The sequence below is a fragment of the Haloleucobacter ellipsoideus genome (assembly GCF_052491725.1).
The window spans coordinates 17697-35604 of record NZ_JBQWAR010000017.1; the positions used below are offsets into that span (position 1 = coordinate 17697).

The 17908-nt window shown below is 60.3% G+C and carries 26 protein-coding genes and 1 pseudogene; all 27 read right to left on the reverse strand.

Going from position 1 to position 17908, the window contains the following annotated elements:
• Window positions 1-8 precede the first annotated feature (8 nt).
• Window positions 9-239 carry a hypothetical protein gene (locus tag ACT6QG_RS05300; RefSeq protein ID WP_444976539.1) on the reverse strand — a complete coding sequence of 77 codons (231 nt, stop codon included), beginning with the start codon at window positions 237-239 and terminating at the stop codon, window positions 9-11.
• Window positions 239-1813, reverse strand: a complete 1575-nt coding sequence (locus ACT6QG_RS05305; RefSeq protein ID WP_444976540.1) for a phage portal protein — start codon at window positions 1811-1813, stop codon at window positions 239-241. Before ACT6QG_RS05305 ends, ACT6QG_RS05300 begins: the two co-directional genes overlap by 1 nt.
• A 41-nt stretch (window positions 1814-1854) precedes the next feature.
• Entirely contained in the window at window positions 1855-3867 is a 2013-nt protein-coding gene (locus ACT6QG_RS05310) for a phage terminase large subunit family protein (protein WP_444976541.1), read from the reverse strand.
• A complete protein-coding gene (locus tag ACT6QG_RS05315) occupies window positions 3785-4327 on the reverse strand; it encodes a DUF1441 family protein (protein WP_444976542.1) in 543 nt (180 codons plus the stop codon). The genes ACT6QG_RS05310 and ACT6QG_RS05315 overlap by 83 nt, the downstream gene beginning before the upstream one ends.
• A gap of 296 nt (window positions 4328-4623) precedes the next feature.
• Window positions 4624-5214, reverse strand: coding sequence for a hypothetical protein (locus ACT6QG_RS05320; protein ID WP_444976543.1), 591 nt, complete (start codon window positions 5212-5214; stop codon window positions 4624-4626).
• Between the two features lies 1 nt (window position 5215).
• Window positions 5216-5485: a hypothetical protein gene (locus ACT6QG_RS05325; RefSeq protein WP_444976544.1), complete on the reverse strand. Its 270-nt coding sequence runs from the start codon at window positions 5483-5485 to the stop codon at window positions 5216-5218.
• 125 nt (window positions 5486-5610) lie between these two features.
• On the reverse strand, window positions 5611-6624 hold the full coding sequence (locus tag ACT6QG_RS05330) for a Rha family transcriptional regulator (RefSeq protein ID WP_444976545.1): 1014 nt from the start codon (window positions 6622-6624) through the stop codon (window positions 5611-5613).
• Window positions 6625-7091: 467 nt separating this feature from the next.
• Window positions 7092-7310, reverse strand: coding sequence for an HNH endonuclease signature motif containing protein (locus tag ACT6QG_RS05335; RefSeq protein ID WP_444976546.1), 219 nt, complete (start codon window positions 7308-7310; stop codon window positions 7092-7094).
• Window positions 7311-7636: 326 nt separating this feature from the next.
• Window positions 7637-8182: a hypothetical protein gene (locus ACT6QG_RS05340; RefSeq protein ID WP_444976547.1), complete on the reverse strand. Its 546-nt coding sequence runs from the start codon at window positions 8180-8182 to the stop codon at window positions 7637-7639.
• Between the two features lie 74 nt (window positions 8183-8256).
• Window positions 8257-8580, reverse strand: a complete 324-nt coding sequence (locus ACT6QG_RS05345; protein ID WP_444976548.1) for a hypothetical protein — start codon at window positions 8578-8580, stop codon at window positions 8257-8259.
• A complete protein-coding gene (locus ACT6QG_RS05350; RefSeq protein WP_444976549.1) occupies window positions 8577-9008 on the reverse strand; it encodes a hypothetical protein in 432 nt (143 codons plus the stop codon). The genes ACT6QG_RS05345 and ACT6QG_RS05350 overlap by 4 nt, the downstream gene beginning before the upstream one ends.
• Entirely contained in the window at window positions 9008-9211 is a 204-nt protein-coding gene (locus ACT6QG_RS05355; RefSeq protein ID WP_444976550.1) for a hypothetical protein, read from the reverse strand. Before ACT6QG_RS05355 ends, ACT6QG_RS05350 begins: the two co-directional genes overlap by 1 nt.
• A gap of 278 nt (window positions 9212-9489) precedes the next feature.
• Window positions 9490-9849 (reverse strand): DUF6378 domain-containing protein, encoded by a 360-nt coding sequence (locus ACT6QG_RS05360; RefSeq protein WP_444976551.1) that lies wholly within the window; start codon window positions 9847-9849, stop codon window positions 9490-9492.
• Complete coding sequence (locus ACT6QG_RS05365; RefSeq protein ID WP_444976552.1) at window positions 9846-10337, reverse strand: hypothetical protein; 492 nt, start codon at window positions 10335-10337, stop codon at window positions 9846-9848. Before ACT6QG_RS05365 ends, ACT6QG_RS05360 begins: the two co-directional genes overlap by 4 nt.
• A complete protein-coding gene (gene dcd / locus ACT6QG_RS05370; RefSeq protein WP_444976553.1) occupies window positions 10337-10792 on the reverse strand; it encodes a dCTP deaminase in 456 nt (151 codons plus the stop codon). The genes ACT6QG_RS05365 and dcd overlap by 1 nt, the downstream gene beginning before the upstream one ends.
• On the reverse strand, window positions 10789-11046 hold the full coding sequence (locus tag ACT6QG_RS05375) for a hypothetical protein (protein WP_444976554.1): 258 nt from the start codon (window positions 11044-11046) through the stop codon (window positions 10789-10791). Before ACT6QG_RS05375 ends, dcd begins: the two co-directional genes overlap by 4 nt.
• On the reverse strand, window positions 11046-11522 hold the full coding sequence (gene ssb, locus ACT6QG_RS05380; protein ID WP_444976555.1) for a single-stranded DNA-binding protein: 477 nt from the start codon (window positions 11520-11522) through the stop codon (window positions 11046-11048). The genes ACT6QG_RS05375 and ssb overlap by 1 nt, the downstream gene beginning before the upstream one ends.
• A gap of 368 nt (window positions 11523-11890) precedes the next feature.
• Window positions 11891-12814, reverse strand: a complete 924-nt coding sequence (locus ACT6QG_RS05385) for a toprim domain-containing protein (RefSeq protein WP_444976556.1) — start codon at window positions 12812-12814, stop codon at window positions 11891-11893.
• Window positions 12811-13905, reverse strand: coding sequence for a DEAD/DEAH box helicase (locus ACT6QG_RS05390; protein WP_507237416.1), 1095 nt, complete (start codon window positions 13903-13905; stop codon window positions 12811-12813). Before ACT6QG_RS05390 ends, ACT6QG_RS05385 begins: the two co-directional genes overlap by 4 nt.
• Window positions 13906-14000: 95 nt before the next feature.
• On the reverse strand, window positions 14001-14657 hold the full coding sequence (locus tag ACT6QG_RS05395) for an endonuclease domain-containing protein (RefSeq protein ID WP_444976882.1): 657 nt from the start codon (window positions 14655-14657) through the stop codon (window positions 14001-14003).
• Window positions 14658-14736: 79 nt separating this feature from the next.
• Window positions 14737-15195, reverse strand: a pseudogene (locus ACT6QG_RS05400) (DEAD/DEAH box helicase); the annotation flags it as partial.
• The gene (locus ACT6QG_RS05405; RefSeq protein WP_444976557.1) at window positions 15183-15398 is read right to left on the reverse strand and encodes a hypothetical protein; all 216 of its coding nucleotides are present in this window, start codon (window positions 15396-15398) and stop codon (window positions 15183-15185) included. The gene ACT6QG_RS05405 and the pseudogene ACT6QG_RS05400, both read right to left, overlap by 13 nt.
• A gap of 53 nt (window positions 15399-15451) precedes the next feature.
• Complete coding sequence (locus tag ACT6QG_RS05410; RefSeq protein ID WP_444976558.1) at window positions 15452-16411, reverse strand: hypothetical protein; 960 nt, start codon at window positions 16409-16411, stop codon at window positions 15452-15454.
• The gene (locus ACT6QG_RS05415) at window positions 16411-16629 is read right to left on the reverse strand and encodes a hypothetical protein (RefSeq protein ID WP_444976559.1); all 219 of its coding nucleotides are present in this window, start codon (window positions 16627-16629) and stop codon (window positions 16411-16413) included. The genes ACT6QG_RS05410 and ACT6QG_RS05415 overlap by 1 nt, the downstream gene beginning before the upstream one ends.
• Window positions 16626-17039, reverse strand: a complete 414-nt coding sequence (locus ACT6QG_RS05420; protein WP_444976560.1) for a RusA family crossover junction endodeoxyribonuclease — start codon at window positions 17037-17039, stop codon at window positions 16626-16628. Before ACT6QG_RS05420 ends, ACT6QG_RS05415 begins: the two co-directional genes overlap by 4 nt.
• Window positions 17040-17333: 294 nt before the next feature.
• Window positions 17334-17648, reverse strand: a complete 315-nt coding sequence (locus ACT6QG_RS05425; protein ID WP_444976561.1) for a hypothetical protein — start codon at window positions 17646-17648, stop codon at window positions 17334-17336.
• Complete coding sequence (locus tag ACT6QG_RS05430) at window positions 17645-17878, reverse strand: transcriptional regulator (RefSeq protein ID WP_444976562.1); 234 nt, start codon at window positions 17876-17878, stop codon at window positions 17645-17647. Before ACT6QG_RS05430 ends, ACT6QG_RS05425 begins: the two co-directional genes overlap by 4 nt.
• Between the last annotated feature and the right edge of the window lie 30 nt (window positions 17879-17908).

Genomic DNA, 17908 nt, shown 5'->3' on the forward strand with positions numbered 1-17908 from the left:
AGGATTCCTCAGTAAGGCCGGGCGCGGGCCGCCATCGCGAACCGACTGCGCTTGCCGCTGGCCTTGGCGCATTGGTCCTCGGCATATCGGATGGCTGCCGCCAGATCCTCGGCATTGGCGGACACGAATTTCACCATGTCCTGCCCGAAGCGGCTTTCCGCCACCTGTTGCCCGGATACGCGGGCAAACTCGATTTCCCGCAGGTCTTTCGCGCGCTGGCACCAATCGACATCTGCCATCACGCATCCTCCCTTGCCGGCTCTCGGTTGCCATCAGCCGCCGCGCCCATTGGCCCAGCGCCACCAACAGACCGGCCAAACGGCACAGACAGTTCGTTGCTTTCGAGCCACGCCTTTTCACGGGCGATCTGGGCTAGGGTTTCAGACGGGTTTTTGCCCGCCGCCGCCAGCTCATCCTCAATTGAGGACTGGTATGTCTCCAGCCGGACTTTCACAGCCATGGCTGACTTGTAATCGTCCGCCGTGGGCTGTGATGGCCCTTGGAATTCGGCCTGAAAGACCTTCTCCCGGTTGGCCGCGAACGCTGCATAGCCGCCCCGGAACCCGATCCGCCCTTCAGCGATGCTCTCATCCAGCCAGCGCTCATAGATGCCCTGCACGAAGGGGGCGGCGATCCGGGCGCGGCGACGCAGGACAACAGGCCAGATCGAAGAGCCGGCCATGCGCACGCTGGAATAGGTCGCGTTGCTATGGTCTCCAGTGAAGGATTCATAGGTCACACCGATGCAGCGCGCGATTTCGCGAGCCAAGTTCTGCCAGTGCGCAACGTAATTATTCGCGCTGGCGTGCGCCGTCACCATCTGGAATTCTTCGCCCGGCCCAAGATGAGCTATTCGGGCGGGGTCTGTCATCGACAGCGACCCTTTCTTCATGGCGTCAATACGAGCGCCCCAAGCCTCTACCAGATCGGCCTGAATGCCGCCAACAAGATCGCCCCAAGTCTCAGAATCGACACCTTCTGGCGCGTCCAGCCCACTCAGCGTCTGTAAGGCCTCGAATGCGGCATCGCTCGGCTCAGGCGACTTGATAACCGCTGCAAACGCCTGCTGCATCAGGGCAACCGCAAGTGTCGCATCAGCAAGCTGGTCGCCCTGTGCGGCAGCCTTGAGCGCAGGGGCCATCGGCGTGATGCCGCGCGGACTGCCCAGATGCTCCCCGCGATCCATGACGTGGATCACATTGGCCGCCGGAATATCCCGGTCGCGCTCAATGCCATCCTCACGCAGGCGGAAGCGATAGACTCTTGCCCGACCATAGGCGTCATGGAAGATGCCGCCATCCATACCCACCATTTCCTGCGTCACGCGCGGGAGGCGATGGGACGGGACAAGGGAGACCTTTACACCGGTCTGCACACCAAGGGCGCGGCGCTGCCGAACACCCAGCCGATCCACCACGCCAAGAGCTTCACCTGTGGCGAGATAGGAGCGCAGAGCGGCGTCCGTCATCTCCGGCACGGTCATCTTGCCGGCCAGATCGCACTCGCGCGCATCGTAGGCCCACTGTCGCCATGCCGTCTCGGTTTCGCGGCACCACGCGCTTTCATCTTCCGCAGACCAGCCCAATGACTGGAGCTGCGCCCGGCAGTTCAGCCGCAGCTCCTCGCCAACAGTGTCACACAAGACCTGCTGCGCAGCGCCTGCAATCCAGCCGTTATTCTGAATAAAATCCAGAGCCAGAGCCGCCGCACGCTGGGCCGCCTCGTACACATCCCATTTCGCATCGCGGGTGATGGCCCGGCGCATGGAGAGCAGGCCGCCGCTGGTATCGCGCAGATATTTGGCTTGAGCCATACGCCTCCCCGCAGGGACGCGATGACGCGGCTTTTCAGTGCTCATCGATATATTCCCCATGAGGATCGGCGTCTGACAGGCCGTTTTGCGGGCAGTTCAGACACGGGCTCTGGTTCCGGGCCTGGCGTGAGCTTGGGTACATCCTCAGTTCGGGCCACCCTCACTGGCGCGCGGGCCTTCAGCCTGTTCGGCAGTGAGAGACGCGCAGCGAGGCCATAGACCATGCAATCCCACGCCTCATTTCGGCTCCCCTCAACCTTCTGCTGCCACCGGCGATACGTAATGCCGTTGGAAACAGCTGTGACAGCCTGCTCTGATGTCAGTTGCTCGAAGTAATCCGCACTCAACCCTGTCTGCGGAAAGTGGACGCAGAATGGAACGGGACGGCCATCCTCATCCGGTAACGTCATCAGACGCGATGACACCGCATCCTTCGCAGTATCCACCCCAACCAGATACAGGCGATCACCGCTGTTCTTGGTTCTGCTGGGTGTTTTCGGCCAGATAAGCTTGGAACCGCGTGGGTCGTTTGCCTGACCTTTGATCGCATAAATCCGCCGATGCTTGCGCGCCCGACAGAAAGCGTGAACCATTTCGCCACGATGACCTTGGGAGTCTATGCAGCCCGCCTGCACATAGAGCTTGCGGCCATCAACCGTTTGGAACGCGCCTTTCAGCACCTTATCCAGCTCATCCCACACACGCTTTTTGGCAGTGTCGCCATGGATTACGTCATGGCGCAGAACCCAGCATTCCTCATCCGGACCATAACCAAAGAACGTCACCTCGATACGGTCATCCTGCGTATCCGCTCCGAACACGACGAGCTGCACCGGCTCCGGCACGCTGTCGGCTGAATACGGCTCGCACCGGGCGGCCAAAGCCTCCGGGTCCAACCGCTCGACCTTATCTTTCCAGACCTCGGCCAAGGCGGTGTTAATGAACTTGCGGAGCTTCTCGCGATCCTTGTGAGACGTGAGCCATTCCTGAACCACATCCTTGAGCTTGTGCCGCGTCGAATAGAGCTTTGAGACCTGAAACCCGGCGTGGCCGCTATAATGCGACGGCCTGGAGCATGTCGGGCAACGCGAGCGGCCCCTGTCATCCCAGATGCTCGGTACATGCTCCTGACCGCAGCACATGAACTTGCGGGTCTGTCGCCATCCATGATCCGGCGCGTTGACCAGATCGCGCAGCGCACGCACCCTCTCAGCCTCAGACCACCCGGCACCACAGCCCACGCAGTAATAGCGCGCTGTCTCCGGCAGGTGATTCCCGGCTTCATCCTTGTCCCACATCACGGTTTCTTTTGACCAGTGTAGTGTCTGTTCATGCCCGCAGTGCGGACAGGCGACGAAGCATTTGCGCTGGTCAGATTGCTGGAACTCCCTATAAATCCGGGACGAAAGCTCATCCGTGGGGGAGCAGGCGCGGACCTTTTTGCGGTTCCAGAACGTCGATGCGCGCTCTTCTGCCAGCGCCAGAGGGTCGCCTTCAGATCCGGCAGAAGCGGGATATTTGTCGATTTCGTCAGCCAGCACGATGCGTTTAGGACGGGAGGCCAGATCAACCGGGCTGTTCGCGCCCACGAAATCTAACGTGCCACCCGGATATTCTTTGTGGCTTATGGTCGAGCCAGAATCCCTGCTCTTTGCATCCGGTATCAGCTCGCGCAGAACCGGCGTTGTGTCGCGCGTCGGGGCGAACCGCTCCTTCGAGAAATCCTCTGCCAGCTTCTGCGTCGGCTGCACGAACAGGATGCTGCCGGGGTCCTGATGGATGAAGTAACCAGCCACATTCAGCAGAAACTCAGTCTTCAGCATCTGCGTGGACGCCATCACCGTGACCGTGTGCGTGTCCCGCTCAGTCACAGCCAGATATGGGCCATAGGCAGACGGCACGCGCGACGTTTTCCATTGGCCGGGGTTGGCTGAATTCTTCTTCGAGACCTGCCGATAGGTATCAGCCCACTCAATCAGATTCAGCTTCGGTGGCGGCTTCAGTGCTTCCGCCCGCGCCTTCTGAAGCCTCTGCCTCAGGCGCATATAGGTCATCTGCCGAAAGCCCATGGAGAATTTCCGTCACCTTCGCCATCATCAGCTCTTGGATTTCAGCCGCTGTGCAGCCTTCCAGATCAGGGGCGATGTCTCCCGGCATGGCGGTGAAGTTGGCCCGCACCGTCGCATATTCATCCGCAACCAGTGCGCCCACCTGCTCGATCTCGACGTACTCACCGCGCCTCACGGAAAGTTCCAGCTCGGCAAGGCCCATCTCAGCCGCCAGCTTTCGCTTCTTCAGCTCCGCCTCATCAAGAGCACTGGCGTCTCCGGTCGCGGCCAACGCCGCTTGCTCCTCGCGCCACCGGATGACTGCCGCTGTGTTGTAGGCCGCTCGCTTACCGCCCCCGCCCTTCACTTCCTCTGGGCAGCCCTTGCGGACCCATGCCCGAATAGTGATCGGCTGCACCCCAAAGAGCGCCGCCAACTGCGCCTGATTCACGAGCTGTCCAGACATGGCGACCTTCGCGGTTTCGGGCATTTTCACAGCCCTGCCGGCCCGGCCTAAAGCGAGGCCAGATCAAGACTTTCGCAACCCATTGATTTGTAAGGGATTCGGGATAGCAAGATGCGATTTCGGAGGTCTGGACCTAGCCAAATCTCGGGAGTCCTCGCCCGAAGGGGCCGCCACACCCCCTGAAACGGTCCCTGAACCGGGGGGGTGGTGCATTTTTGCAACACCTACCAAGGTAGGGGCGGGGCCAAAATGTCACGCCCTCCCGCTCCTGCGAGCCACTCGCATCCGCAGCCGGGTCACCGTCCACCCGTGATGACGCCATTCGTCACCTTGGCGATCACCTTCGGGATGTGTTCTCCCAGCTTGGCCTGACCCACCCGCTCGAATGTCTCGGCTGTGATATCCTTGACCATCTCCTGAGGGATTGTCAGGCCGGATTTGGCCTTGGTGAACTTTCGGCCCCACTTGTTCGTGGCAGTGTTCGGCTCGTATGCGTGGCCGTTCAGGTTAAGTGTCTTCCTCTTGGGAAACAGGCCGCCCTTCATAAAGGTGCCGTCGAACACTTGCCGCTTGTTCCACGGCGCTGCGCTGACGCCCTTGCGCGTCTCTCTGCCGCCGAAGTGCTTCAGACCGATGTCACCACCTCGCCCTGTCAGGGTGTAGGAGAGGTTGTTGGCAGATGCCGTCTTGGCCTTGAGAGCCTTGCGCGTGACCCTCTTCTTCAGGCCGGTCTGGTCTGCTAGGGCGTCGTATGTCGGCTTGCGGGTATCGCGTCCAGCTTGATTGATGGCCATGCGGAATGCGCGCTTGGCCTTACCTTCGCCGAGGGTCTTCACGGCCTGCTCGAAGCGCTCGAGGCCATTGCCTTTGATCTGGACCTTCAGCATGTCAGCCCTCGTCATCCTGCATATCGAGCAGGAACAGCTTTGCGCCTTCGAGTGCGCCTATCATTGCGAATGAGCCGACAAAGCCGACTGACGCATGGAAGGCCCCTTGCTCCGCATCCTCACCGATGATGGTGAAGCCTGACAGGCGGCCTGCCTTGGCGCGCTCCAGCATCTCTTCGAGGCCAGCGATGACTTCCGGGCTTGGCTCTGCCCGTGCAGATGGGTGAGCGATGCCACCATGTAGGGCAATGACGTTGGATGCCTCAGTCATTCAACCTCCCACCACGGCTTGGCATAAGCGCCCATCATGCCCATCCATATGGCGTACCAGCCGCAGAGCATCAGCATGGGGCGTCTCCAAATAAAAAGGGCCGCCAGCTAAGGCGACCCCGATGTTCATGCGGCCTGCTGTGCTGGCCTGCGATCAATCACTTTGCCAATGAGTATCCCGCCATAACGATGGGGCTTGTATCTGGGCATACCTTGATGAGAGGCGTTCAGAGCCCGCCACGAGGACAGGATCATCCGAGGGCCGAGTTCCTGCCGTTCCGAGACAGACGCCCCGCCATCGCCGCCAAACTCATTGATCTCGATATTGCCATTGGTCAGCGCGACAAGGATAAAATCGCCTCGCCTTAGGTCTGTATCCATCGCGTCGAACGTGATGACCTCACCGCCGATGACGAACAGGCCCTTGCCATCAGGTTGAGCGCGGGGAATATGCCGCATATCCCAGCCCGGAATAGCCAGAGAGCCTTGGCCCTTCCGTTCGGCCAGATGGCGCTCAATGGTGGCTTTGCCCTCTTTCTTGATCCACGCCAGCGAGGGAGCATAGTCGAACAACCGCCCACCATCCTCTCCTGCGGCAGTGATCTGAAAGCCCTTGTCCGCAAGTCGGTTGCCAACCCACTGCGCAAAATTGACAGGAAGGCCCGTATATCCGGCAGCCTTGAGGATGTAGCCGGGTGATTTGCCCGCGTGGAACACGCCGGGGACAGAGGGCGCGACCTTCTCTTGCAGAACGGCAAGTGCCTTGCTCTGCTCTGCCGCCTTCTTGTCCGCTTCCGTGACCTTGTGGGCCAGCATGCGGACAATACCGTCTGTGCGGCGGATCATATCAACAATGTCAGACGGCAAGGCGGGAGGGGCTGCCACCGCCGCTTCCAGTTCCTGCCAGCGGTCCACCACACGGGCGGTGAACTCGGGAGAAAGCTGGGCGACGACGATCAGGGAGGATCGTTTGTCGAGAAGGTAGACCTTCACAGGGCGCGGACGGCCCATACTGTCTACGCCGGGTTCATCCTGCATTGCAGGTTGGACGATAGTTCCACGTTCTACAAGGCGCTCAATCGTCACCTTCACATTGTCATGCCGGTTCCCGAGAAGCTCGGCAATCTCCCGGCTGGACATGGTGAGGGGGCCGGGGCGGCCCGTTACGGCAGCGATATGGCTTTCACCCGCACCGATGCGGGCAGGACTCGAAAGAGCATTCATGATAGTTAGGTCCGGTCGTGGCCGCAGGGCCGGGCAAGAGTGAGGCGGGAGGGCTCAGGGGACCAATCCGTTGCCTTCCCGCCTCAACCATCACGCTCCTGCGTTCGTGATGGGGTCGAACGGAGCCGCGTGGGCGGCAAACTGTCAGGGTTTTTGTACACCGTGGATCACAAAAAGCCAATAGGCAGACCAAGGGGGTCTGAACACAATGAGCGGCTTCAAATCCGCGTGTCTGATGCTCTATTGGCGCGCGTGGATGAATGGCGCGCGGCACAGCGCCCAATCCCGTCGAGATCAGAAGCCGTGCGCACGCTCACCGAAGCCGCGCTGGATTTGATTAATTGGGCCGACAAGAACGACCCGAGCAAAACCTAGAACAAAGCCTATTCACCAGCCTGCAGCAGCGAATGACACGCCCGGCACACGGCCCGCATGTTCTCACGCATGAAGATCAATCCATCATCGCCATGGTGTGGGATCACATGATCCACCAGCACAGAAGGCGCGCCACAGCGCTCGCACACAGGGTGAGTGCAGAGGTAGCGATCCAATGGGGTGACAGGTGCGGGCTTGGGCTGCCGTGGCTCGAAGGGGAATTTCATGCCCGCGGTGGCCTTAATGCAGAAAAGGCCCACGCCAGAAGGCACAGGCCAATGATTGCAGCCATGACAGGCGCATCTGGAAGCATGGGGCCTCCGGGGAATGTGGGGGCGAGCTATCCGGCATTTCCGGGGAGTTGAGGTGTCAAGCAATCCTTGACAGTTGAACTATTGAGCTAAACTCAATGGTTGAAATTGAAAACCGGCCCATACACCCGAGAGTGCAGAGGGGCCGGTTGATCCAGCGAGACGGGAGATGCTCAAGCTGGAATCGAAAAGGGCGCAGCCTTGGCCGAAACCTGCTGCGCCCCTATCACCCGTGACTTTTCTCACGCGCACGCGCGCATGTCAACACCTGTTTTGAAGAATTTCGCAAGAGATGTGAGGCCCAGCTTCAGGCTTTCAATGTCGGCGCAGTCCCCGTCGTACAGGCAAACCTCTCTCACGGTCCCAATTGCTTTGCGCCCGGCATCCGAAAGTGCCGTCTGCATCTTCATGTAGTCGTTCGTTATCCGCTTGATTGCCGCATCAGCCGGAGATGAATACAGAGTCAGACCGCGCACGCCTGACAAGTCCATTGCGGCGGGGAATGGGGAGGGAAGGCCCTGAACGCGCTGCCATGCCTCCACCAGAGCCGCATATTGCAACCCTGCCTCGTGAAGCGGCGAGGTGATTAGGCCCTGTAGATAAACTCGACCAAGGGAATACCCAGCCTCTGGCCGCATAGCATTTGTCGCCCCGACAAGGCGGGAACGATAGGCGCGAGCGATTGCCGTCGCCTCTTGTTCAGTCTCACGCTTGCGGTATCCGGGGCGAAGCTGCCCATTCGGGAAACGCGCCGCAGAACCAGACTTCTTCTTCGACTTCCTGGACATGCTCTCTCCTGTTGAGACATGCCCTCCCGGTGTCAGCGCCTTGACCACCACGAAAAGGTGCTGACTGTCAGATTCTACTTTTGTTCAGGTTGGGAGGCAAGAGCCGCATCCACCATTGCCCGCCATATCGCTGTGTACAGCGACGGCTCTCGGCTGGGATTGTTCAACGGGCCTTCGAGCATCGCCAGCGTTGGATCGCGCATGGCCGTGAGCGCAGCCGTTGCATCCTTTAGATACGGCCCCCGGTGCGCCTTGGGCTGGGAGCGGAATGGCTTGGCACCATATCCGTTCCGGCCCATGTAAATAGCCTCTGCGATGCGCTCGACCATGCTGGATTGCGCATGCTCTTTTGCTTCTTTCAGCCCTTCCGCGATTTTGTCAAAGGCCGCTTTGGTCATTCCCCTTCCTCCGCTGGTCGCCATGCAACTATGGTCCCGTCACCCCAATCTTCACGCCACACAAACCGTCTTGCGACACCACGTTCTGTAACGATGGTGAGGGGCTCAATCGCTTTCTTGCGTAATCCTGCGGTCAGGATGGCTATTCGCTGATCCCCTTCACACGGCATCGGGGCTCCCGGCGTGTGCTCACGCCAGTTCGGGTTGTCGTCGGGGTACCAGATGCGCGTCTCCCCATCCATTTTTGTGGTATCTTGGCTCACTTCATAAGCTGCCTGCGCCATAGCCTCGTAGCAATCACGTAGCGGCCTTGCGATCATTTCGGCGCGCTTGGCCTCCATTGCCTTCGCCATGCTCTTGACCATATCGAGGCCACGCTCGGGATGGTCCGTACCAACCTTTTTGTTGGCATCAACAATATGGTTCATCACCCCTCCAAATCCTGCGCATTGAACCGGCGCGGCTCCTGCCACCAGTCCCCCTGCGCGAAAATCACGGTGTCATGCGCGGCGATCTCCCGTCGCGCTCGCCGGTCCCACCAGCGGTGAATGAAATCGGGAAGGCCCCAGACCTTCACCGCTGACCTGTATTCCTCGCCACGGAAGCCGACAAAGTGGACGGCGGGGGTCACAGGCGCTTCCTCCCGGCGTACTCCACCTCCGCCTTGATCTCCCTTGATCTCCCTTAAGCTTTTCTTCTCTGGCGGAGGCGAACACAGGTCTGGGATTAATCCTCTACGACGAAGGTCACGCTCGATCTCACGCTTGCAGCCAGGAGAGGTGGAATCCCATTCTTCCCTCGTCCAACCAAGAACTTCCGGAGGGTCACACAGAGGTTCATCCGCCCGGTAGCCGCAAGCCCTTCGTGTGGCGTGATAGCTGATGGCATCGGGTATAGATCTGCCCGCCATCACCCCGCCTCCCTCTCGCCGATCTCACCGGCAATCGCGAAATACCCCGCCCCGTCCACATGGTTGTCCCGGTAGGCGTGGTTGTTCATGGCGCGGGCCTGCTTGAAGCCCACCATCATCTGCGCCACGTCATAGGCCGTGATGGGGCGGGAGAGCTTGTCACCCAGCCACCAGTTCCAATGCCCGGCGATGCGCGCAAACGCGTCTTCCGGCCCGCCATAGGTCTGGGCACGCTCGGCATATGCGGCCTTGGCCTCGTCCAGAATGCCTGTGCGGGATGTGGCGTTGCGGGCGTTTTTGCTCCACTTGTCCTGCAATTTCCCGAGGCGCTCTGACATTTCGTTCATGGTCTCGGTCATGCCGCTGCCCTCCCATCCATCTCCACACCCCGGTAAAGCCCCATGCCCTGAAGGGCGGCCAGCATCTTCCGGGCCTGCTTTTCCGCAGACCGGCGCTTGGGCTCGCATTCCGCATGGTGTTCAATCGCGGCCATGAAGGCCGTCACCGCGCGGTCGGTGGCCGTGCCATCGCTAAATGCGATGTATCCCGTCTCAACCAGCCGCTGGATCACGTAAAACACGATCAGCGCGACCTTCCCGACCTCTTGGCAATCCTTGGAATAGGGGTTGATGACAGCCTCCAGAACACGGCAGATGCGCCGTGCCAGCTTCGGCCCCTGGCGTGTCTTGCCCGCCGTTTCCAGCAGTTCTTCCTGCGCAAGGCTGATATCGGCCATCGTCTGCACATAGACGGGATCGGCCTTGTTCCGGGCCTCCACGCCATCCAGCAACATCCACTTCATGGCGGTGAGCGGCCACAGCAGCTCAATAAGCTGACGGTCGGTCATCAGATTGCCTCCAAAATCGCCGGCTGCGCACCCGGTGCCTGATCCTGATATTTCCCGGCATATGGAAATGCCGTTACGCCCGTCAGCTCATGGAATATGATCTGGGCAATCGGCATCCCGGCAAGAATCTGGATGGGTGCTGCGCTGTGGTTGGTCAGCTCCAGCGTCAGGAATCCATGCCAACCCGGTTCGGCAACGGTGTTCTGGAGCGCAAGGCCAAGCCGGGCCCACGTGCTCTTGTCATGCACAAAGGCGATCAGATCCGCCGGTATGTCGAAATGCTCAATCGTGGAGGCCAGCGAGAATCCGCCGGGCTCCAAGATCAGCGTTTCGGCGATCCGCACGTCATAACCCGCTGGGCCCAGGCCAAATGTCATGCCGTGGGCGACGGTGCGCTCGTAGAATGGCGTGATGATTCCATCGCGCTCACGGACGTGTTGTGCTGCGAGGATCATTCTGCGGCCTCCAATGCAGCCACAGCGCTGGCGATATGCTCTCGCTCGCACACCCCCCGCAGGTATTCGTTCTGCGCCTTGAGCACCGCAATCTCGGCATTCGCCGCCTGCAATGCGCCCATGACCTCATCCAGATCGCCGTAGAGAGATCTGATCGTTTTTGATGCCTCTCCCGTGTATTTCTGGACATCACCCCATGATGTCGGTGTGCCGACAGAGATCAGGTCGAGCATGTCAATGATGGTGATCTGCATCAGCGGAACTCCGGAGCGAATGGGATTTCATCATCGATGTAACCGCCAGCGGAGCCCGCAGACTGGCGCTCCGACCCGCGACCGCCCGATGTGCCAGAGCGCTCGTAATCGCCGCCCTCGCCATCCTGCTTGCCATCAAGTAGCGTCAGCTCACCCCGATAGGGGCGCAGCACGATCTCGGTCGTGTACTGCTCGCGGCCATTGCTCTCAAACTTGCGGGTTTCGAGCTGACCCTCAACGTAGACCTTTGAGCCCTTGCGCAGGGAGCGCTCAGCGCGGCCGATCATGGTTTCGTTGAAAACCACCACACGGTGCCACTCGGTGCGATCACGCCACTCACCGGAGTTCTTGTCCTTCCAGCTTTCGGACGTAGCCACCGACAGGTTGCAGACCTTGTTGCCATTCTGGAATGTTCTGATTTCCGGGTCACGGCCAAGATTGCCGACCAGAATGCACTTGTTGACGCTGCCAGCCATACTGTTCTTCTCCTATAACAATTGTTATCTTTTAAGTAGTTGCTGGTTGGAAAGGGTTGTTGTTCAGGGCATAGGACGACCATCCCCGGCAATCTGCTGGGGTGGTCCCTATCCCTGAGCGATCTTGCTGGCCGGAGCCGGGCCGCCGCCTTGGGCCGATCTGGTGAGGTGACTACTCCCGGATCGTCGAGCGCTACTTGCGACAGCTTTGTCACTCTGCCGGGGGCCGCGCTTCGCTCTTTCGGACTGCGCTGTGCCTGTGGCCCCATCCCGTGGTAGGCGCTCTGTGTTTGGTGCCACCGTTATGTTCGTTGGACCGTCCGCCAAACCAGCCTCGCAGAACGTGCGCGAGGTCACGCCATGTGCGGTCACAAGACCATCACCTCGCGCAGATGCAGGGCCACGGCCCGCAGCCCGTGCGCCATATGCATGTCGTTGAAATCACCCATCTCGGGAGGCATGGTCCACACGCAGCCAGACTGGCGCGCGAAGTGTTCTCCAGTGCCCAATCCATTAAAAACCGGCACAGGCTTGTCATGGTCCGCCGCGACCACAGCATCGGGGATAGATGCAGCGACCTTGGCGGCATTGGATGCGGAATAAGCAGACAAAACCGTCCAGTTTTGCCCCAGCAGGCGCAGGGCGGCCCGGACAGACAATGCCGTGGCAATCCCCTCGCAAACGATTGTGCGCCTGCCTGTGGCGATCCTGTGCGATGCACCGCCCATCCGGCCCCGGAAGATGTTTTTTTTGTCGCCATCAGCCGTGATGAACTGGACTGTCGTGATGACCTTCCCAATTCGTCCGGGAACGATCAGGACAGGCCCGTCCGTCTCCGGCATGGCAGAGCGCAGCACATCGCCAAATCGTGTGCGAGGCATGAGCTGGCGCGGGTCATCATGGACAAGCCCACACTCATCCGGGAAGCCCTTGCGCTCTAGATAGGGGTGCATGTCGTTCCGGCATGAGCGCACGATGCTTGCGCAAATACTTTCGACGATTGAGGCTTCCTCACGCCGCCGCTTTTCCCGCATCGGATCAGGCTTTGGCGCGTGGCTGACTGCATCGCCGCCCTGGTCGCGAATGGAGAAGTTCTGGCTGGTCTGCGTCTGGTGGTTCCAGACAATGCCCCCCATGCCGTCATCGAACAGCAGGACGCGCCCGTCGCCTTTGCCATTGCGCTCATAGGTATCGGTCTGCGTCCAGCGGCCCGGCACAAGCGCACGGCTTGGTGGGGTGACGCGCACAGCATCGCAGGCGGCAACCATTGCGGAGTGCAGAGACTGGCTCATGCTGCACTCCTATGGTTGTTCTTGCGATACCTCTTTACCTCACGCTCAATCAGCGCATAGGCGTCCGGCATCGGTGCAACAGGTGCCATGTCGTACCAGCCGAATGGCAGTTTGCTTCCGGGATATATCCCTCGGAACGCGCCATACGCCCACTTGCGCGCCTTTACGGCATCACGGCTGTGCTCCATGCAGTAATTGAGGGCCGCATTCCAGACAGCGCGCGGATCGTCTACGCACTTGGCCCGCAGGCCCTTGCGTGGCTCCATGAGATTGCGCGGGGCATTGAACTCACGCAGTTCGCCGGCAACCTCATTGATTTCCGAACGGGCGGGCTTTTCCCAGCCACATGCCGTGCATGTGTACCCACGCAGCGCGCCTGAGCATTCCGGGCAAACCACCTTTTCCCGCTCCTGCGGCTCGCGCTTGCGTGCAACCGTGTCTTTCTTCGTGGCCGATGGCAGATCCCCGACGCCATTATCCCAGATATCGAACATATCCAGAGCAAAGCGCTCGATATTGCCGCTATGGTCGAGCCACAGGCAGACCTTGTCTTCCCCCTCCATGGGGCGCATGACGCGGCCGATTTCCTGTATGTGGCTAGACAGGCTCTTGCGATATGGCTTGCAGGAGATGCCGATGCGCACATCCGCAACGTCGAAGCCCTTTGTCAGAACGCCGCAAGAGACGAGCCCATGGATGATGCTGTCAGGGCGACGGAACTCTGCAATCTTCGCCGCGCGCTCTTCTTCGCTGCGGTCCAGATAGCTGATCTGCTGAAAATTATATCCAGCCGCGCTGAAGGCCGCGCACAGTTCGCGCCCGTGCTCGACGGTGGGAGAAAACACAATGGTTTTAGCTGGGCCGCCGAAATGCTCGAAGGTCTTGCCAATCCACTCCTGCACCACATCACCAACGATGCGGATGCCAGCAGCCGAAGCACTTTCATCGGTAAACTCGCCAAATCCTGACAGGCTGAACTCTTTGTCATCCGGGCTTTTGGCAACATAGATCTTTGGCTCGACAAGGAACTTCTCGTCGATCAGGGCGCGCGTGGTCGTGACATTGACCATTCCGCCCCAGTGCTCAGCCATGCCGGCGGTGAATGGGGTTGCTGTCAGGCCAATAGTTGTCGCGTCAGGATGATTGGCAATAAAATCGAGCGTTGCCTTGTACTGGCAATTATGAACTAGGACGCCATCAGCGAAGTAAGAAGGGTGTCCGCTGACTTCGAGGTTGTAGACAGCTCGACCGCCCGCGCATTCGACACCCTGAACACTGACCACCCTTTTGAGGCCAGAAACTCGTCCTTGCGTGCGTCCCTCTCCCGCACCTTCGTGCTGGCGTGACTGCTGCCATCCACTTCCACGGCTATCATCAGTTCGGGATTGGCTATGTCGATTTTCCAGTGCCCCGGGATCCCGTTGCCCGGGCGGACGCCCGTGCTCACCGTCAACTCCGCAATCCAGCCGCCGCCAAGTTTCTGCAATAGCAGCCGCTGCGGCTCGGTCATCCCGCGTCCGTTGCCGCCCATAACGCTGGGTCTGTGACCAGTGCTGCGAAGGGTCGTCGCCATGCGCTCCCGCGATGCTGCTCGGTGCATCGGGTTCTTCAACCTCTTCGCACAGCTTTGCGAGCAACATCGGCGCTTGGTCCAGTACCCCTCGTGTTCTGCCAGCCAGCTGCCCGCCGCTGTCTTGGATATCCTCGGACGAAAGGCACTTCCACAGGCCGGACATGTCTTCGACGCCGAACGCGCTCTGTCCATCCATGAGCCGGGCTTGCACCCATGCGTCGCCGGTAAGGAATCGATGGTCAGGGGTGCATACGACCGAAGTGCCGTCATCAAAGTTGACCCTCACTAGCTCATTGGCGGGATTGCAGAACGTATGACGAACACAGCCGACGCCAATGGCGGTATAGACCTCATCGCCAACAGCGACTTCCTCAATCGGGCGCGGGCCGTTCGGCGTCTCAACGAGGGTTCCAGCGACGAAGCAATGCGCTTCATCATAGATAATCAGCTCAGGTCTGCGCGGCATCGAACGACGCGCCAGCGTCTGGATTGAGCAGACCTGCACATTCTCATATGGGTGCCAGCGCTCATTGATCCCCTGCACGATACCGTGCGGAATGCCGTAATCATCCAGTGTGCCGCTGGTCTGCTTCACCAGAGCCACACGGTCCACCAGGAAGAGCGCATATTTCCCCTTCTGGTCTGCCTGCCGCAGAAGATGCGATGCGATAACGGTCTTGCCGGCACCTGTCGGGGCGACGAGGATTTGCCGGTTGATACCAGCGCGAATACCTTCTCGCAGCCCCTCAACAGCCTGAAGCTGGTAGGGTCGCAGCTTGATTTCTTTCTTCGGGGTCAGTTGCAGCATGGCGCGGTCTCCCGTTCCACAATCTCATCATATGCAGCGGCGTCGGCTTCTTCGCGCGATTGGCCACCATCGAATTCACGGATTGCTGCCCGCTCCAGCCAGTCGTCATAGAGAGGCCAGATTTCCCGCATGAGGTCGTCTTTATGGGCTTTCACCCACTCGATGGCCGCTGGCGACATGTCGCCGGGGCGCAAGCGCGGCATCCACCTGTCACGCGTTACGCTGCCGCCGTTTGCCTCAATGCGGGATAGGATGCTCACAGCGCGATCTCCATGTTCTGGAGTTCGTCCACGCGCTTCTGGAGCGCAGCCTTTTCCCGCTCGGCGCGCTTGCGCTTGGCTTCCTCAACCTTGCAATCGCCCATCGCCTGATCGCGGCGGTACTTTGCCGCTGACAGTTCCTCATTCAGCTTGCGAATGAGCCGATCCTTGTCATCGCACTGCATGTCAGCGAGCGTTGCTTTCAGCGCGTCACGCTCTTGCTTGGCTGCGCTCAGTTCATCGTGCAGTTCAACGATGATGCGGCACTTCTCGACCCACATATCTTCGCGCCCGTCTTTGGTCAGGGAGCGGAATTCGCGACGGGCTTCGGCGTCGATCTCGTCATCATCCGGTGCAGTGGCTGGCGCGGGCTGCACATCTTCCGGCGTGACACCAGGCGCGTCCGGCTCACCGGCGCTTTCGTTCGGCGCGGGAGCGGGAGCGGGAGCGCGCTTGACCGCGTCATCCGTGGCGCTCACCTTTTCGAGCGCAGATGGCTCCGAAGCTTCACGATCAGGCTCATCATCAGGCTGCACAACCTGTTCAGCCTTCTGCCTTTCAGACTCTGCCTTGCGCTCGGCTTCAAGGCGCGCTTTCTCCCGCTCGGCTTCGATCTCTTTCCATTTTGCATGGATGCCGCGCACGGTGCGGGCATTGCCAGCGGCACGGGCTTCATGGAACTGGTCGAGATTGGCAGCGGCCCACATGGCGGCGGCGCGTTCGTGTCGGTCCACCTCCGCTGTGCCAAGTTGACACAGCGAGTTTGCCGCCACCCACTGCCCGAATTCCAGATCGCCGGGAAACAGCGCCCGCCCTTCATTCAGCGCCGCGCCATAGGCAATCCAGCCCTCAAGGGTGTCCTGCTCACCACGCGCAACGCGGTCCAGCGCGATCTGCGCATCACCCGCGAGGGCAGCAAGGCGCACGGCATTTTCATTGTGCCCACGACTTTCCATCACGCGGCATCCTTCTTCAGCGCAGCCTTGATCTCGGCTTCCTTGAGCACCAGCCATTTCAGGGTGGTCACGGCGGCATCCAGTGCGATCTGGCGGTCATCGCGAACAGCGAGAAGCTGCGGGAGGTATTTGTCACGCCGGTCTTCGGTCTGGTTGCGATGCCCTTGCGCCACGACCTCAACGGCTTCCGCCTGCTGTTTGATGCTGGGCTTGCTCATGTCGCGATCTCGCTGACAACGATTGTGAGGGACGGATCTGCGGCATAGACCTTGCGTGCTGTCGTGGAGACGATCTGCGCGTCGTCGCGGAACACGATCTTGTTCAGCCCGTCGATGCCCTTGATTATGTTGTCGAGGTCAGGCTTTCCGGTCGGGAAAATTTTCCACGCCAAGGCATCGGCCTTCTTTTTCTTCGACCATGACACGGGCACCGGCATGTATGCGGCGATGTCCACATGCAGCGGGCCTTCGAGCATGTCCCTGCCAGCCATCGCAGCCTTGGCTGCCCAGCCAAGGTCAGTCTCAAATGCAGCGGACTTCTTGTCAGAATAGACGCCGCGCCCGCTCAGACGGGGACGGGCTTTTCCACGCGGGACGCCCGGCAGATTGATGACGACTGGGGCGGCCATCAGAAATGGCTCCCCGTGATGGAAAACGGGCTTGTAACTGCTCGCGGGCGGACGGGGCCCGCCCATACCAGCATTCGTAGGCGCGGCTGTAAGTCATCCCGGCCCGGCGTGCGGCACGCGCGATAAGAAGCTTGATGCTTTCACCAGCCCGCACCGGCTCCGCGAGGCGGCGGAGGCCAACACTCATTTCGTCGGTTGCAGTTAAGGCGGCCATTTTGCGCTCACATGAGAATTGTGAAAATTTCATCTCCGGCCCTCGTATCTTGAATATCGAGGGTCGAAGGGCTCTCGTGGTCAGAAACCCCAGCGGACAACTTTGGCGGGTCGGCCGCTGGGGGTCACCTTGTCCAGCGCGGACAAAGAAAGAGGGGCGCGCATGGTGCGGCCCAGTTTGGCCGGGAGGGCCATATGGTGTTTGTTGGAAACAGCAGCGTGCTCGCGATCATGTTCGCGGCGGTCTACGCACATCCCGGAAACCTTGATGCCGCCCTCCACCTGATGGAGCGCGAGGCCGCATACCGCCGACAGAGCGAGCCAGGTATTGCGGCCATGATCCGAGAGCTGGTGCGAGAGGTTCGGGGAATGATCGAGGTTCCGGCATGAGATCATGACGCCCTCCGCTGTTCGGGGGCGGGGCCGTAGATGTCGGGGCGCAGATCATGGCGGGAGACCACTCCGTCTGTCGCGCTTTCAATTGCAGCAACATACTCGGCAGGCGCTCCCCGCTTCGCGCGGTTGAGCCAATGCCAGAGCGTGGACTGGCGAACGCCGATCTTATCCGCAAGAGCGGACTGACTTCCCACTATCGTACAGGCTCGGTGCAAGGCTTGTGTGCTCATGTCACCGATATACCGATTTATCGTTATGGA